This is a genomic window from Streptomyces sp. NPDC002044, assembly GCF_040296725.1.
Lineage (GTDB): Bacteria > Actinomycetota > Actinomycetes > Streptomycetales > Streptomycetaceae > Streptomyces > Streptomyces antarcticus.
Genome location: NZ_JBEOXU010000012.1, coordinates 20725 through 36356, shown reverse-complemented (window position 1 = coordinate 36356; position 15632 = coordinate 20725). Strand labels below are relative to the sequence as shown.

Sequence of the window (15632 nt, the reverse complement as noted above, 5' to 3'; positions counted from 1 at the left end):
GTGCGTCGGTGAGTAGGGATACGAACAGCCCCTTCCGCACCAAGACGGTGGAGCAGTCCATCCGCGACACGGAGGAGCCGGAACACGCGCTCCGCAAGTCGCTCTCCGCCTGGGACCTGACCGTTTTCGGTGTGGGTGTGATCATCGGCACCGGCATCTTCGTCCTCACGGGCATCGCGGCCCGGAACAACGCCGGACCCGCCACCGCCCTCGCCTTCGTGGCGGCGGGCATCGTCTGTGCCCTCGCGGCGCTCTGCTACGCCGAGTTCGCGTCCACCGTGCCGGTGGCCGGCTCGGCCTACACCTTCGCGTACGCCTCGATCGGTGAGCTGCCCGCCTGGATCATCGGCTGGGACCTGGTGCTGGAGTTCGCGCTCGGCACCGCCGTCGTGGCGGTCGGCTGGTCCGGGTACGTGCGCCACCTCATGGAGACCAACCTCGGCTGGGACATGCCCACCGCGCTGGCCGGACCCGACGCGGGAGGAACCTTCGACCTGCTGGCCTTCCTGCTGATCCTGGCGCTGACCGTGGTCCTGGTCATCGGGACGAAGCTCTCGGCCCGGATCACCGCGATCGTGGTCGCCATCAAGGTCACCGTGGTGCTGCTGGTCATCGTCGCGGGCCTGTTCTTCATCAAGGCCGACAACTACTCGCCGTTCATCCCCCCGGCCCAGCCGCAGGAGGCGGGCGGCGGCCTGCACGCGCCACTGGTCCAGCTGCTCTTCGGCTACGCGCCCACCAACTTCGGCGTCATGGGCATCTTCACCGCGGCCTCCCTCATCTTCTTCGCCTTCATCGGCTTCGACGTCGTGGCCACCGCGGCCGAGGAGACCAAGAACCCCCAGCGGGACATGCCGCGCGGCATCCTCGGCTCGCTGCTGGTGTGCACGGTGCTCTACGTCGCCGTGACGCTGGTGGTCACCGGCATGCAGAAGTACTCGGAGATGTCACCCACCGCCCCGCTCGCCGAGGCGTTCAAATCCGTGAACCAGCCGTTCTTCGCCGGCGCCATCAGTCTCGGGGCGTCCGTCGGGCTGATCACCGTGTGCATGATCCTGCTGCTCGGCCAGACCCGGGTGTTCTTCGCGATGAGCCGTGACGGACTGCTGCCGCGCGTCTTCTCCATCACCCACCCCAAGTACCGCACCCCCTACCGGGCGACCATGCTGCTCGGCGGGATCATCGCCGTCGTCGCGGGCTTCACCAGTCTGGAGAAGCTCGCGGAGCTGGTGAACATCGGCACGCTGTTCGCCTTCGTGGTGGTGGCCCTCGGCGTGATCGTCCTGCGCCGGACCCGCCCCGACCTGCACCGGGCCTTCCGCACCCCGTGGGTGCCGTTCGTCCCGATCGTGTCGATCGCGGCCTCGTTCTGGCTGATGCTCAACCTGCCGGCCGAGACCTGGATCCGCTTCGGCGTGTGGATGGCGATCGGTGTCGTCGTCTACTTCCTGTACGGACGCCGCAACAGCCGCCTCGCCAAGGCCGGCGCGGACGCGGAGTTCTAGGCGCGCGAAGCAGGGAGCCGGCCGTACGGTCACCCGTACGGCCGGCTCCGTGTGTGCGGGTGACCGTCAGCCCGTGGCGGGGGACTTCTTCGCGGAGGCCGGGATCTTCTGGTCGGTGCGCAGGGCCTCCCACAGCTGGGTCGCCTGCGGCTCCGCCGTGATCACGCGGTTGGGGTCCACCTTGTCGTAGGCGACCGGGAGCATGATGGTCTCCATGGTGTCCGGGTCCACGCCCTTCATGCTCTGCGCGAAGTCGGACAGCGCGGTGAGCGAGGCGAGATCGGAGTCCGTGGTCAGGGACTTGGTCCCGGCGTCCGCCAGTTTGTAGAGCCGGGCCGGGTTGCCGAGGGCGTCCTGCTTCTTGATCTCGGAGAGCATCGCCATCATGAACTGCTGCTGGAGACCTATCCGGCCCAGGTCGCTGCCGTCGCCGTAGCCGTAGCGGGTACGGACGAACTTGAGCGAATCGGCGCCGTCCAGGCGGTGGGTGCCCGCGTCCAGCTTCAGGCCGCCCTTCGCCCCGGTCATCGGCTTGTCGAGGGTGACGGTGACCCCGCCGAGCGCGTCCACCAGGCCCTTGAAGCCCGCGAAGTCCACCTCGACGAAGTGGTCGACGCGGACGCCCGACATGGCCTCCACGGTCTTGACCACGCACGCCGGACCGCCGGTGCCGTAGATGCTGTTGAACATGGCCCGCTTCTGCGCCGGGGCCGTCTTGCCGTCCTCGCCCTTGCACTCGGGCCGGTTGACCAGGGTGTCGCGCGGGATGCTCACCGCGGTCGCCTTGGCCCGGCCCTCGGGTATGTGCACCAGCATGGTGGTGTCGGAACGGGCCCCGCTGACGTCGCCGTGGTCCAGGTCGCCGTTGGCCCCCGCCCGGGAGTCGGAGCCGAGCACCAGGACGTTCTGTGCTCCGGCGACGAGCTTCTTCGGCCGGTCGTCCCCGATGGCCCGGTCCAGGTCGACACTGGAGATGTTGCTGTTGAGGCTGCTATACATCCACCAGCCGGCCCCGCCGGCGGCGAGGATCAGGACTGCCGCCGACAACAGGACGATCCACAGGACGCGCTTGCCGCGGCGCGGCTTGCGCCGACTGGTGCGCGAGGGTGCGGCGGGCTGGTCGGTCATGGAGGCAGAGCCCTTCTGCTATAGATGAATGTGAATAATAGACAGACTTTCGAGTGGGCCGGTCCGGGGTGAACCGGAGCGGACGCTCACACGGCAGACGGCACATGGCGGAAGGACGGACGGCGTCGTGAACCCAGGCAGGGGCGGCACCCGGCCCGCCCGTCCGGCTCGCGGGGCGCAGGTCGCCGCGCCCGGCGCGGCCGGTCCCGCCCATCCCTCGGCCCCCAGTGGAAAGTGGCTGTTCAGGGGCAACGACGGCCGTCTGACGGCCTACGCGTGCGCCGCCGGGGGACTGCTCCGCTGGACCGAGACGGGGGCTCCCGGCACGGGCTGGACGGTCCCCGAGGAGCTCGAAGTACCGGGCTGGACCGGGTCGGCGGCCATGGCGCAGAGCCACGAGGGCTACATCCATTTCGTTACCCTCCGCACTCCGGCGGACGGCTCCGACGGCCCCGAACTCGCCGTCGCGACCCAGTTCCAGTCCGGCCGCGGCCTGACCGCCTGGCGCGGCCTGGGCGTTCCCGGCGTACGCGGCGGTCCCGCGCAGGACGGCCCGGTCCGGCCGCCGTGCGTCGTCGTCAACCAGCGCTCCGGCAGCGTGCACGTCATCGTGTCGCTGCGCCTCGGCGGCATCGTGCGGCGCAGCCGCAACTCCCAGGGCACGTGGGGCGGGTGGAAGCAGCTGGCCCCCGAGTCCTACCAGGGCGGGGTGACGGCGCTGATGCCCGCCGGCGGGCCCCTGGAGGTACTGGCCGCCGGGCCGGCCGGGGTCGACCGCTGGGTGGGCGCCGGGCAGGGGCAGTTCCGTCTCGCCGACCGCGTCGCCACGCAGATGGCCGGAGCCCCCGCGGGGTGTCAGACGGGTGCGCGCAGGGCCACGTACTTCTGGCGCTACCCGGGGGACGGTTCGCTGGTGGCCTGGCGGGCCGGGGACCAGGGAGTGCAGAGCGGCATGATGGGGCTCGGCGGGGCGGGCGGCCACGGCACGCCCGGCGTCGGCAAGGCCGTCATCGGCGGCTACGACTGCACGGTCCTCGCGCAGAACGGCGCGGAGGGTGACATCGAACTCACCGCCTACGTCAGCGAGAACGAGGGGTACGGCACCTGGTGGGCCTCCCTCGGCGGCCACGGCCTGCACACCCCCCAGGTCGCCGTCGACGCCGCGGACCGCATCGTGGTGGCCGCCCTCGACCGGGACGGATCGCTGGTCGTGGCGCGGCAGGACACCGCCGGCGAGGGCCTCGCGTTCGGCCCCTGGCAGCGGGCCTGACCCACCGGGCCCCGGGCCCGGCCGGGCCCGGGGACGCTGCCCCGCCCGGCCGCCGCCCGGCCGCCGGCGGGCGGTGCGTCAGCCGCGGTCCGGCAGCGGGGTGCGCTGGGAGATCTCCACGCTGAGGCCGCCGGACGTCGTGTAGTACGGCGTGGCCACCAGCTCCATGCCCTGCGTGCCGGGGGCCGGCGCGACGACCACCGGCTGGCGGGCGGTGGTGTCCAGGTCGTCGGCCCGGCGTCCGCCGAGCCGCACCTCCTGGGTCACGCCCTCGAAGGAGACGGCCAGGTGGAAGTCCCACACGCCGGGCGGCACCGGCCAGCCGCTGGAGGTCTGCGCCAGGTTGATCCGGGTCGAGAAGCGGCCCATGGCCCGGGTGTTGCCCTTGGCGTTGGTCAGGGTGTCGTCGCGGCGGGCCGTCACGGAGAAGCCCTCCTCCGCGCCGCTCGTCCGCTCCCGCATCACCACCCGGGTCGCGCGGTCCTTCGTCGACAGCTGCTCGAAGAAGGCGTACCCGTCCAGGAGCAGCATCGGCCCGTCCCAGCCCACGCCCTGGAGCTGGTGGCTGACGGTCATGTCGCCGGTGATGTCGAACAGCCCGTCCTCCAGACCCACCTGCGGGTCGCGGAAGAACGGCAGCGTCGTGAACACCTTGCCGTCCTCGACCGTCTTGCGGACGCCCGGCCGGTCCTTGTCGGCCTCGAAGGCGGCCATCGTCGCCGCCTCCGCGACCCGGCCCCGCGCGAGCAGCGCGTACCGTACCGCCAGCATCCGGGGCAGCAGCGCCAGGGCCCCGGGGGAGACCTGCGAGCGCAGCACCTCGGACGCGGACCACAGGGTCCGCTCCCGGCCGGCCGGGTCCTCGGCGCTCAGCAGCGCGGCGGCGGTGGCCTTGCCCAGCTCCACTTCCAGGTGCCGGGCGTGCAGCCGGTCCCGCCGCGGCCCCTCCGGCAGCTGCGAGCTGACCAGCGCCAGCATCCGCGACACCAGGGCGACCCGGTCCGCCAGGGCGGCCGAGGGCGTCTGCGAGGGGCCCTTGACCACGCACGTGCGGTCGCCGACCACCGAGACGTTGTCCGCCCCGATGTAGGCGGCGGCGGTGAAGAACTGTTCCTCGCCGAACGGCATGTCGCTGGGGAAGGCCAGCCCGCGCCGCTGGAGCAGGCTGGTGCGGAACAGCTTGTCCGGCGTCAGCGACCAGTACGCGCGGGAGGTGTAGATGTCGGTGTGCGTCTGGTTCTTGCGGAACATCGACGTCGCCACCGTGTGCCGGCCGGAGCTCTCCAGCTTTCCGAGCACGATGTCGGCCTCGTTCGCGTCGCCCGCCGCGAGCATCCGCTCCAGCCCGTCGGGCGCGAGGCGGTCCGTCGCGTCCAGGAAGATGATGTACCGGCCGCCGGCCTGGCTGAGCGCCCAGTTCCGGGCCGACGCGCTGCTCAGCCCGCGCGGGACCTGGCCCACGCGCAGCAGCCGCGGGTACTGGTGGGCGGCGCGGGCCAGGAGGGATCCGCTGTCGTCGGTCGAGCCGTCGTCGACGGCGATGACCTCCAGCCGGTCCGTTCCGATCGACTGGGCGACGAGGGAGGCCAGGCACGCTTCGACCTCGGCGGCCTGGTTGCAGACCCGCAGCGCGACCGTCACGTCTTTGACGTCGGCGGCGTGCACGATCGCTTGGTTCATGATCCGTTGATCCTCATCGGTTACGCGCGGACTGGTCGGGCCGGGGCCACGGCATCTCACCGATGAGTTCGGGCCACTGCCACGGACGGAAGGCGACATCCGTCGGGTGCTGCGGGAACACACCCGGGATGTGCGCCGTCGGCCCCACGAAGACGTTCACGTGCGAGGTCAGCTTCGCGGCCGCGGGCGTGCCCACCACGTACTCGAACCGGTCGTAGCCGGTGAAGCCGGGGGTGGGCGTGTAGGTGACCCAGCCGTCGTAGGACAGCTGCGCGTCACCGTTGCCCGGCTGGGTCACGGAGATGGCCGTACTGCCCGCGGGGGCCGCCGACAGGACGTTCACCGAGCCCGGCCGGCCCGGTTCGGCCTCGATGCGCAGGCCCCGGGCGGAGGGCGCCCGCAGCCGCAGCGCCTCGTCCGAGAGCTTGCCGGTGCGCACCAGCCTGCGGCCCGTCGCGTCCGGGACACCCACCATGATCTGCGGACGCAGGACGGGCGCGGCGACCGATTCGCGCAGCCGCAGGTGCAGGACGCCCGTGGCGGTCTCGCCGGCGTCGGCCCGGACCCGGAACCAGCGCTGCCGCGGGAAGTACTCCAGGCCCTGGAGCGCCACGACCTCGGCGATTCCCTTCAGGGGGGCCTCCAGGAGATACGCGCAGCCGCGCGAGGCGCTCTGGTCGGGCGCCACGGACAGGCCGAGCTGGAAGGTCTCGCCGGGCACGACGCCGCGCCGCGGGTCGGCCGAGCTGTAGAGGGCGGCGTAGACGACGCCCAGGGACGGGTCGTCGCCGAGGGCCCGGCCCCGGCACAGGAGATTCACGCGCCGGACTCCTCAACTACTGGGGGACATGGACACACGGGACTTGGTGTTGTGGGCGAACGTCTCCTCGTCCAGCCAGCCCAGCTCGTCGTACGAGAACCGGCGGCGGTCGAGGTCCCGGCCCCAGTGGGACGGGATGATGCCCTGTTCGAGCATGCTGCGGGCGATGAAGCGGGCGCACTCGATGGCGCCCTCGGCCCGCAGGTGGACGTTGTCGCCGTCCTGGACGTGCCGCTGGAGGGGCTCGCCCGGCCGCAGGTAGGTGAAGACGCGCTTGGACGCCTCCGGGCCGAGCTCCTCCCACCACTGCAGGCTCTGCCGGTACAGGTCGACGACCGGCACGTGCTCGTCCTCGGCCAGCTGGCGGGCGGCGAGCGGATAGTCGCCCAGGAAGCGGGCCACGTTGCCGTGCCGGTCGATGCGGCGCCGCTCGTACGGCAGCAGGATCACCGGGTGGGCCTGCCGCTCGCGGGTGCCGTGCACGTAGGCGGCCATGTGCTCCAGGAAGGTGGAGAACGGCTCCGTGTGCAGGCCGGGGTCCGGCTTCCAGTCCGTCTGGCCGAAGCCGAACAGGAGGTAGTCGCCCGGCCGCATGGTGTCCAGGATCCACTGGAGCCGCCCGCGCTCGCGGAAGCTCTTCGAACTGGCCCGCGCGCGGGCGCAGTTGACGACCTCGACCGCGTCGGTGAGGAAGAGCGGCAGGGCCTGTGTCCAGCCCGCCATCGGCAGGAAGCTGTACGGGCGGCCGACCGCGTTGGAGCCGCCCGCCACGAAGATCCGGGGGCGGGCGCCCTGCTGGTTTCCGGGTGCGTACGTCACGCCTAGACCTCCTGCTCCTCCGCGGTCTGGGTCAGTAGCACCGACTCCAGAGCCGCTTCGAAGGCCGACCGCTGGGCGGGGGAGGAGGTCGGGTCCTGCTTGCGCACGTCGATGACGTGGCCGGTCATCTCGGACAGCAGGACGTCGAGCGAGCTGAGGGCCACCGACTCCGAGGTCAGCAGGGAGCCGGAGGGCTCCTGGCCGAAGGCCCTGGTCCGCATCGGGGTGGCGGTGCGCTCGGGGTTCACGCAGTTGACGCGGATCCGGTCGCCGGCCCACTCGTCGGCGAGTGCCTGCGTCAGGTTGACCATGGCGGCCTTGGTGGAGGAGTACAGGCTGTACTCGGCGCGGCCGCGGGTGTAGCTGCTGGAGGTGAACAGCAGCAGCTGGCCCTCGGTCTCGCTCAGGTACTTGTACGAGGCGCGGGCGATGTTCACGGGGGCGAGGTAGTTGACCTCCAGCGCCTCCCGGATCGTCTCGTTGTCGGTCTCGTCGAGCCGGCCGACGCGCAGCACGCCCGCGGTGTTCACGACGTAGTCGATGCGGCCGGTCTCCGCGTACGCGCGGGCGAGGGCCTCCTCGACGTGGTCGAGGTTCTCCACGTGGGTGCCGGTCGTGGAACGGCCCAGGGCGAAGACGCGGGCGCCGAAGCCCTCGGCGATCCGCGCGATGTCGGCGCCGATCCCGTACGAGCCGCCGAAGACGAGAACGGTCTTGCCGGCCAGCTGCTCGCGGTAGGCGGCCTCGCCGGCCTGGGCGGGCGCGGTGTGCGAGGCGAGCTGGAACAGCTTGTCGGCGATGAAGACGTCGACGGGCTGGGTGACCTTCATGTTGTACTCGTCGCCCTGCACCACGTGCACCGGCACGTCCGGCAGGTACTTGACCACGACGGAGCAGTCGTCGGTGGCCTGGAAGGACGGGTCGGCCTCGGCCCGGTCGTAGGCGGCGCGGATCGTGGAGAGCCGGAAGCCCTGCGGGGTCTGGCCGCGGCGCAGCCGGGAGCGGTCCGGCACCTCGGTGATGAACTCGCCGTCGTCGCCGTGGGTGCGGGTGACGATGACGGTGTCGGAGGAGGGGATGGCCACGTCGACGGCCTGGAACTTCTCCAGGGCCTCGACGCACTCCTTGACCACGCGCTGCGACAGCAGCGGGCGGACCGCGTCGTGGAAGAGGAGGTTGACGTCCTCGCCGGCCGCGAGGTCCTCGGCCGCCGCGCGGATCGCGATGCGGGTGGTCTCGCTGCGGGTGGAGCCGCCGGCCAGGACCCGGGTGACCTTGCCGAGGCCCGCGCGGTCCACGATGCGCTGGGCGTCCTCCACGTAGGCGGGGGTCATCAGGAGGATGACGTCGTCGACGTCCGGAGCGGTCTCGAAGATGTGCAGGGTGTGCTCGAGGATCGGCTTCCCGGCGATCTTGAGGAGCTGCTTCGGTATCTCTAGACCGATGCGCTGACCGGTGCCACCGGCGAGGACGACGGCGATGGTGCGGCGCGGGGTGGCACTGGAGGACAAGGTCTCCTTCTTCCTGGCAGGGGGATGGGGCACGAGGTGCTCGGGAGGGATCCGGCTACGCGGGCAGGTGCGTGTGTTCCGGGTACTCCACGGGGAAATCGAGCAGCCCCCGCCGGTACAGGTTGTTCGCGGCGGCGTTGAAGCGGACGCCTGAGGGCGGGTACTCCTGGCCGAGGAGGTACTCCTTGAGCTGCTCCCGGTAGGGCGCCATGACGTCCTCGCGCGGATGGAGCATGGCCTCGATGGCCGTGCTCAGGCCGCCGCACTCGGTGTCCAGGAGGTACGAGGCGTACGCCGTCCGCTGTTCGTTGCGGAACTCGGCGTCGGGCAGCCCGTCGAGGTTGAAGATCGCGTACGGCTTCAGCGTCGCGACGAAGTCGGACACCACGCTCGACATGTCGCCGATGAGCAGGTCGGACTGGTTGAAGCAGTCGTACAGGGCGGGGATCCGCTCGGTCACCACGTGGTGGGCGGTGTCCGGGATCGCGCTCCAGTACAGGGTCGCGGCCTGGTTGCGGCTGCGCCTGATGCGGGCGGTCCGCTCCTCCTCGGTCAGGTCCGGGAACTTGGAGCGGACGCCGCGCTCGGAGAGGTCGGCGATCCGCTGGTCGATCCGGGCCAGCTTCCTCGCCGCCGACTTGGAGTCGGTGGCGTTGCGGCCGAAGCGCCGGGCGTTGTCCTCCTGGAGCATGGCGATGACGCGGCGGTGCGCGGCGGCGGCCTGGGGAGAGCGCGAGCCGGTGAGCGGGTGCGGCTTGTAGATGATCCGGATGTCCTGCTCGTGGTCGAGCAGGGCCTGGATCAGGGTCTCGCCGGCCGGGATGACCGAGGTGTAGCAGGCGTCGTCGGTCCAGCCCTCCCAGGTGGGGGCGTAGATGACGGTGGGCATCGGGCCGGCGACCTTGCCGGTCCAGCGGTGCAGCGACATGAGCTGGGGCCGGCCGACCTCGACGATCTGGTTGTGCGTCACGGCGTGCTTGATGCGCTCGTAGCGGTCGCGGCCCGCGCGCCCGGCCACCCAGATCTCGTCGAAGACCTTGCTGACGCGGTTGCTGCTCGCGAGCTTGTCGCTGTCGCCGTGGCCGATGAAGACGTGCTTGACCTCGGCGCGCTGGAGCATGTGCACGTTCTTGCCCGCGTTGCCGGGGTAGAGGGCGACGCGGAGCTCGTTCATCTCGATCCGGGCCAGGTTGTCGGCCTTGGGAACGCAGATGACGGGGATGGACGTCGCGTCCAGGTAGCGCAGGGTGGCGCGCTCGCGGAGCACGATGACGGTCCGCAGGTCCAGCTCCTCCAGTGCCTCCAGCCACATGTTCACCTGGTACATGAAGTCTTTGGAGATGGCGGCGAAGGTGAAGTAGAGCGCGACCTGGGGACGGTACTCGGCCAGCTGGTGGTTGAGTTCGTCGAGGGCCTCGTCGGCGGTGGGCAGCTTGAGCGCGTTGCGCGCGTCGGGCACCAGCACCAGCAGGGAGAGGTAGGCCAGGAAGACGGTCGCGATCATGCCGTACGTGACCCAGCGCCAGTTCTCCGTCGCGATGGTGGCCAGCGCGCCGCCCATCAGCGGGATGTCCATGTGCAGGGTCTTGCGCACGTGCTTGTCGACCAGGAACGGGTGCGGCATGCGGCGGATGCCGAGTGCCTCCAGGTCGAGCCCGCGGGTGGTGAACGGCAGCTCGTTGCGCATCTTGCGGACGTGCTTGAGGAGCGCGCCGTACGCGAGCTGGAGGATGAAGAGCAGCAGCAGCCCGATGGTGGTCATCTGCGCCACGAAGGACTCGATGTCGGCGATGGCTCCGCACAGGCCGAGCAGCAGGAACTGCCGGATGAGGAAGCGCATGGTGAGACCGAAACGGGAGTCGCGCAGCCGCTCCAGCGTCGTCGATTCGCTGTTGTGGAGCAGCAGGTCGCAGGCGTAGCTGACGGCCGCGCAGTACGCGAACATCGGGAGGGAGGCGAGGGCGACGGCGGCCATCATGCCGATGAAGCTGAGAATCAGCCCGGCGGTGATCAAGATGCCGAGAACTGCTTGCCGTCGCTTGGAGCCCATAGTGCGGTGCCTCCCCCGAGGAGGTTTGAGAATCCCGTGAAGTGTCGGAGTAGTATAAGCAGCCTTATGGAGGGCCTTCGAACTCCAGGTGAACCACAGGCCAATGCTTGGGGATGACTGCCTGTATAGGTCACATAAAGGTAACGGGCCGTTCATCGGGGGCGGATGGCGGGCCTTCGATCCGAAGGCGCCCGCTCACGCCGTGAAGCGATAGAGCGTCAGTTCCCGGCGGTCTTCGGTCTTCACGGAAAAGCCGATGCACAATCCCACCCGGCCCCCCGCCAGGGTGACGGCCATTCCCTCGGGCTCCCGGTAGGCAAGATCAGGAGCCACGGTGACGCGCTGACGGCCCTGAGCCTTTCCGGTGGTGACATCGATAGCGGAAAGATATGTGTTGCCGCCGGACTTCCGGGGGTTCTTACCCTTTCTGTCCGTGTACGGGTTTCCGGTCAGTATGTAGATGAAGTTTCCGTGCAGTGCGCAGCCCTGAAACCATTCCTCTTCCCTGACCTGTACGCCGGCTTTGACGAACGCCGCGGATTCCGTGCGCCCGGCGAGGAAATCCTCCATCTGGTATACGGCGAATCGCCGTTCGCCGCCCCGTTCGTGACTCACCAGCACGCGGCCGCCGGCCAGGTCGAGGGAGGGAGAGACGTCAGAGGCGCCCGGCAGCGGGTCGAAGTGGGTCACGGACGAGTCCGAGCTGTCCAGGATCGCCCCGTCCTTGAACGGCGTACGGGCCACCGAGCGGCCGTAGCCGGTCTTCGGGTCCGCCTTCCCCTCCACCCAGAGGTGGGTGCGCTTGCCCACCGGCTCGACCGCGAACGAAATGCCGTGCCCGAAACCGCGCAGATACATGTGGCCGGTGACTTTCCCCGCCGCGGTCAGCCGCGTCAGGCACATGTCCCCGGCGTCCTTGCGGTCGGCGGCGGCCAGCGGCTCGTCCTCGTCCGAAAGGCGGATTCCGGCCTGCAGGGTCTGGAGCGTGTAGACCAGACCGTTCACGTCGTCGAAGGCGAATGACTGCGGGCCCGTCGTGTTGAAGAGCCGCGCGGGCGCGAGTATCTCGGTGCCGGAGCGCATGTCGAATTCGCCGACGATCCGGGGAAGGTCGTTCTGCTCGTCCGTTACGTCCGGCTCGTCCGGTTCGTGGCCCCGGGGCCAGGCCAGGCTGCTCGCGGTAATTCCGGCGGCAACGGCGCCGCCGGCGAACAGAAGGGTCCGCCGGCTGAAAGGTGTCTGGTTGTCCGCCATGTCCGGCATTCTGTCATCAGGGCCGGCCGGCTCCCGCATCGGCCCCCGGCCGGCACGTATCGCAACGCCAACGGGCGCCCGCCCCCGTTGAGGGACGGACGCCCGATGTGCGTTCGCATCGCTATGCGACGGTATGGCAGGCCGGAACCCGCCACACCGCAATTCCTCAGACCGGGACGCTCGCCAGACCGGGGGCGAGGAACTTCTTGCCGTTCACGCGCTCCGAGACGCCCTCGCGGTCCAGGTACGGCGTGACGCCGCCCAGGTGGAAGGGCCAGCCGGCGCCCGTGATGAGGCAGAGGTCGATGTCCTGGGCCTCGGCCACGACACCCTCGTCCAGCATCAGGCCGATCTCCTGCGCCACCGCGTCCAGGACGCGGTCGCGGACCTGCTCCTCGGTCAGGACGCTGTCGCCCTGGACCAGGAGGGCGGCGACCTCGGGGTCGAGCTCCGGCTTGAAGCCGTTCTCGGCCGAGTAGACGTAGAAGCCGCGCTTGCCGGCCTCGACGACCCGCTTCAGGTTGGGGGAGACGGTGAAGCGCTCCGGGAAGGAGCGGTTCAGGGTCTCGGAGACGTGCAGCCCGATCGCGGGGCCGACGAGCTCCAGCAGCACCAGCGGGGACATCGGCAGACCGAGCGGCTCGATGGCCTTCTCGGCCGTGGCCACCGGGGTGCCCTCGTCGATGACGTTCTGGATCTCGCCCATGAAGCGGGTGAGGATGCGGTTCACGACGAACGCCGGGGCGTCCTTCGTCAGGACCGCGGTCTTCTTCAGCTTCCGCGCCACACCGAAGGCCGTGGCCAGCGAGGCGTCGTCGGTCTGCTCGCCGCGGACGATCTCCAGCAGGGGGAGGATCGCGACCGGGTTGAAGAAGTGGAAGCCGACCACGCGCTCCGGGTGCTGGAGCTTGGAGGCCATCTCCGACACCGACAGCGAGGAGGTGTTGGTGGCGAGGACCGCGTGCGCCGGGGCGACCGCCTCGACCTCCGCGAACACCTTCTGCTTGACCGACATCTCCTCGAACACGGCCTCGATGATGAAGTCCGCGTCCGCGAAGCCCTCGGCCTTGTCCAGGACGCCGGTCACCAGGGCGGTCAGGCGGTTGGCCTTGTCCTGGTTGATGCGGCCCTTGCCGAGCAGCTTCCCGATCTCGGCGTGGACGTAGCCCACGCCCTTGTCCACGCGCTCCTGGTCGATGTCGGTGAGGACCACCGGCACCTCCAGGCGGCGCAGGAAGAGCAGCGCCAGCTGCGAGGCCATCAGACCCGCGCCCACGACGCCGACCTTGGTGACCGGGCGGGCCAGGGACTTGTCCGGGGCGCCGGCCGGGCGCTTGGCGCGCTTCTGGACCAGGTTGAAGGCGTAGATGCCGGAGCGCAGCTCGCCGCCCATGATGAGGTCCGCGAGCGCGGTGTCCTCGGCGTCGAACCCCTTCTGGAGGTCGCCGTCCTTGGCCGCCTCGATGATCTCCAGCGCGCGGTAGGCGGCCGGGGCCGCGCCGTGCACCTTGGAGTCCGCGATGGCGCGGCCGCGGGCGACGGCCGCGTCCCAGCCCTCGCCGCGGTCGATCTCCGCGCGTACGACCTCGGTGGTGCCCTTCAGCACGCCCGCGGTCCACAGCAGCGACTGCTCCAGGAAGTCCGCACCCTCGAACAGCGCGTCCGCGATGCCCAGGTCGAGGACCTGCTTGCCGCGCAGCTGCTTGTTCTGGTTCAGCGAGTTCTCGATGATCACCGAGACCGCGCGGTCCGCGCCGATCAGGTTCGGCAGCAGGGCGCAGCCGCCCCAGCCGGGAACCAGGCCGAGGAAGACCTCGGGCAGCGAGAAGGCCGGGATGGCCTTGGAGACGGTGCGGTAGGAGCAGTGCAGGCCGACCTCGACACCGCCGCCCATCGCCGCGCCGTTGTAGTAGGCGAAGGTCGGGACGGCCAGCGCCGCCAGGCGCTTGAAGACGTCGTGGCCGCCCTTGCCGATGGCGAGCGCCTCGTCGTGCTTCTTCAGCAGCTCGACGCCCTTGAGGTCGGCGCCCACCGCGAAGATGAACGGCTTCCCGGTGATGCCCGCGCCGACGATGGAGCCGGCGGCGGCCTCCTGCTCGAGCCGGTCGATCGCCGCGTTCAGGTTGGCGAGGGACTGCGGGCCGAAGGTGGTCGGCTTGGTGTGGTCCAGGCCGTTGTCCAGCGTGACGAGCGCGAAGCGCCCGGCGCCGAGCGGCAGGTCCAGGTGGCGGATGTGCGCCTGCGTGACGACCTCGTCCGGGAACAGCTCGGCCGCGCCCTTCAGGAGCTCAGTGGTGGTGCTCACTTGGAGTCTCCCTCGGAGGTGAAGTGCGGGTTCTCCCAGACGACGGTGGCGCCCATGCCGAAACCGACGCACATGGTGGTCAGGCCGTAGCGGACGTGCGGCTGCTCCTCGAACTGGCGGGCCAGCTGCGTCATCAGGCGCACACCCGAGGAGGCGAGCGGGTGACCGAAGGCGATGGCGCCGCCGTACTGGTTCACGCGCGCGTCGTCGTCGGCGATGCCGTAGTGCTCCAGGAAGGCCAGGACCTGTACGGCGAAAGCCTCGTTGACCTCGAAGAGGCCGATGTCGTCGATCGTCAGACCGGCCTGCGCGAGGGCCTTCTCGGTGGCCGGGATCGGGCCGTAGCCCATGACCTCCGGCTCGACGCCCGCGAAGGAGTACGAGACCAGGCGCATCTTGACCGGGAGGTTGTTCTCCCGGGCGAAGTCCTCGGACGCGATGATCGCGGCGGTGGCGCCGTCGTTGAGACCGGCGGCGTTGCCCGCGGTGACCCGGCCGTGGGGGCGGAACGGGGTCTTGAGGCCGGCCAGGTTCTCCAGCGTGGTGCCCGGGCGCATCGGCTCGTCGGTGGTGACCAGGCCCCAGCCCGTCTCGCCCGCCGCCTCGTTGGTGTTGCGCACCGAGACCGGCACCAGGTCCTGCTGGATCTTGCCGTCGGCGTACGCCTTGGCGGCCTTCTCCTGCGAGCGCACGGCGTACTCGTCGGCGCGGAGCTTGGTGATCGTCGGGTACCGGTCGTGCAGGTTCTCGGCGGTCATGCCCATGAACAGGGCGGACTCGTCGACCAGCTTCTCGGAGACGAAGCGCGGGTTGGGGTCCACGCCCTCGCCCATGGGGTGGCGGCCCATGTGTTCGACGCCACCGGCGAGGGCGACGTCGTACGCGCCGAAGGCCACGCCGCCCGCGACCGCGGTCACGGCGGTGAGCGCACCGGCGCACATGCGGTCGATCGAGTAGCCCGGGACCGACTGCGGGAGGCCCGCGAGGATGCCGGCCGTACGGCCCAGCGTGAGGCCCTGGTCGCCGATCTGCGTGGTCGCGGCGATGGCGACCTCGTCGATCTTCTTGGGGTCCAGGTCCGGGTTGCGGCGCAGCAGCTCCCGGATCGCCTTCACGACGAGGTCGTCGGCGCGGGTCTCGTGGTAGATGCCCTTCGGGCCCGCCTTGCCGAACGGGGTGCGGACGCCGTCGACGAAGACGACGTCCCTGACGGTACGAGGCACGTTGGCTCTCCTCCAGGTGCGGGTGCGCACTGCTGCGCGGGTGCGCGCTCGGCGGGTGCCGCTGAGC

The 15632-nt window shown here is 70.5% G+C and carries 11 protein-coding genes; 2 read left to right on the top strand and 9 right to left on the bottom strand.

Annotation, left to right across the window (positions count from 1 at the left end; genetic code table 11):
* The first annotated feature begins 8 nt into the window (after window positions 1-8).
* A complete protein-coding gene (locus ABT106_RS05440; protein ID WP_351272651.1) occupies window positions 9-1505 on the top strand; it encodes an amino acid permease in 1497 nt (498 codons plus the stop codon).
* A gap of 66 nt (window positions 1506-1571) precedes the next feature.
* Here ABT106_RS05440 and ABT106_RS05435 read toward each other — a convergent pair whose 3' ends face one another.
* On the bottom strand, window positions 1572-2633 hold the full coding sequence (locus ABT106_RS05435) for an LCP family protein (RefSeq protein WP_351272648.1): 1062 nt from the start codon (window positions 2631-2633) through the stop codon (window positions 1572-1574).
* Window positions 2634-2760: 127 nt separating this feature from the next.
* Between ABT106_RS05435 and ABT106_RS05430 the strand changes: the two genes are divergently transcribed.
* Complete coding sequence (locus tag ABT106_RS05430; protein ID WP_351272645.1) at window positions 2761-3903, top strand: hypothetical protein; 1143 nt, start codon at window positions 2761-2763, stop codon at window positions 3901-3903.
* A gap of 78 nt (window positions 3904-3981) precedes the next feature.
* Here the strand turns inward: ABT106_RS05430 and ABT106_RS05425 are convergent, their stop codons facing one another.
* From ABT106_RS05425 to ABT106_RS05390, 8 genes are all read right to left on the bottom strand, one after another.
* The gene (locus ABT106_RS05425) at window positions 3982-5583 is read right to left on the bottom strand and encodes a glycosyltransferase family 2 protein (RefSeq protein WP_351272642.1); all 1602 of its coding nucleotides are present in this window, start codon (window positions 5581-5583) and stop codon (window positions 3982-3984) included.
* 13 nt (window positions 5584-5596) lie between these two features.
* Entirely contained in the window at window positions 5597-6403 is an 807-nt protein-coding gene (locus ABT106_RS05420) for an Ig-like domain-containing protein (RefSeq protein ID WP_351272639.1), read from the bottom strand.
* Between the two features lie 12 nt (window positions 6404-6415).
* Window positions 6416-7222: a rhamnogalacturonan acetylesterase gene (locus tag ABT106_RS05415; RefSeq protein WP_351272636.1), complete on the bottom strand. Its 807-nt coding sequence runs from the start codon at window positions 7220-7222 to the stop codon at window positions 6416-6418.
* A 2-nt stretch (window positions 7223-7224) separates the two neighbouring features.
* Entirely contained in the window at window positions 7225-8733 is a 1509-nt protein-coding gene (locus ABT106_RS05410) for an SDR family NAD(P)-dependent oxidoreductase (protein WP_351272633.1), read from the bottom strand.
* A gap of 55 nt (window positions 8734-8788) precedes the next feature.
* Window positions 8789-10783 (bottom strand): hypothetical protein, encoded by a 1995-nt coding sequence (locus ABT106_RS05405; protein WP_351272630.1) that lies wholly within the window; start codon window positions 10781-10783, stop codon window positions 8789-8791.
* Between the two features lie 195 nt (window positions 10784-10978).
* Window positions 10979-12037 (bottom strand): phage baseplate protein, encoded by a 1059-nt coding sequence (locus ABT106_RS05400; protein ID WP_351272627.1) that lies wholly within the window; start codon window positions 12035-12037, stop codon window positions 10979-10981.
* Between the two features lie 166 nt (window positions 12038-12203).
* On the bottom strand, window positions 12204-14342 hold the full coding sequence (locus tag ABT106_RS05395; protein ID WP_351272624.1) for a 3-hydroxyacyl-CoA dehydrogenase NAD-binding domain-containing protein: 2139 nt from the start codon (window positions 14340-14342) through the stop codon (window positions 12204-12206).
* A complete protein-coding gene (locus ABT106_RS05390; protein ID WP_267720055.1) occupies window positions 14339-15565 on the bottom strand; it encodes a thiolase family protein in 1227 nt (408 codons plus the stop codon). Before ABT106_RS05390 ends, ABT106_RS05395 begins: the two co-directional genes overlap by 4 nt.
* Window positions 15566-15632 lie beyond the last annotated feature (67 nt).

Bases quoted from the DNA above. Each gene is read 5' to 3' on its own strand.
- ABT106_RS05435 (WP_351272648.1), bottom strand. From the start codon at position 2,633: ATGACCGACCAGCCCGCCGCACCCTCGCGCACCAGTCGGCGCAAGCCG.
- ABT106_RS05425 (WP_351272642.1), bottom strand. From the start codon at position 5,583: ATGAACCAAGCGATCGTGCACGCCGCCGACGTCAAAGACGTGACGGTC.
- ABT106_RS05405 (WP_351272630.1), bottom strand. From the start codon at position 10,783: ATGGGCTCCAAGCGACGGCAAGCAGTTCTCGGCATCTTGATCACCGCC.
- ABT106_RS05400 (WP_351272627.1), bottom strand. From the start codon at position 12,037: ATGGCGGACAACCAGACACCTTTCAGCCGGCGGACCCTTCTGTTCGCC.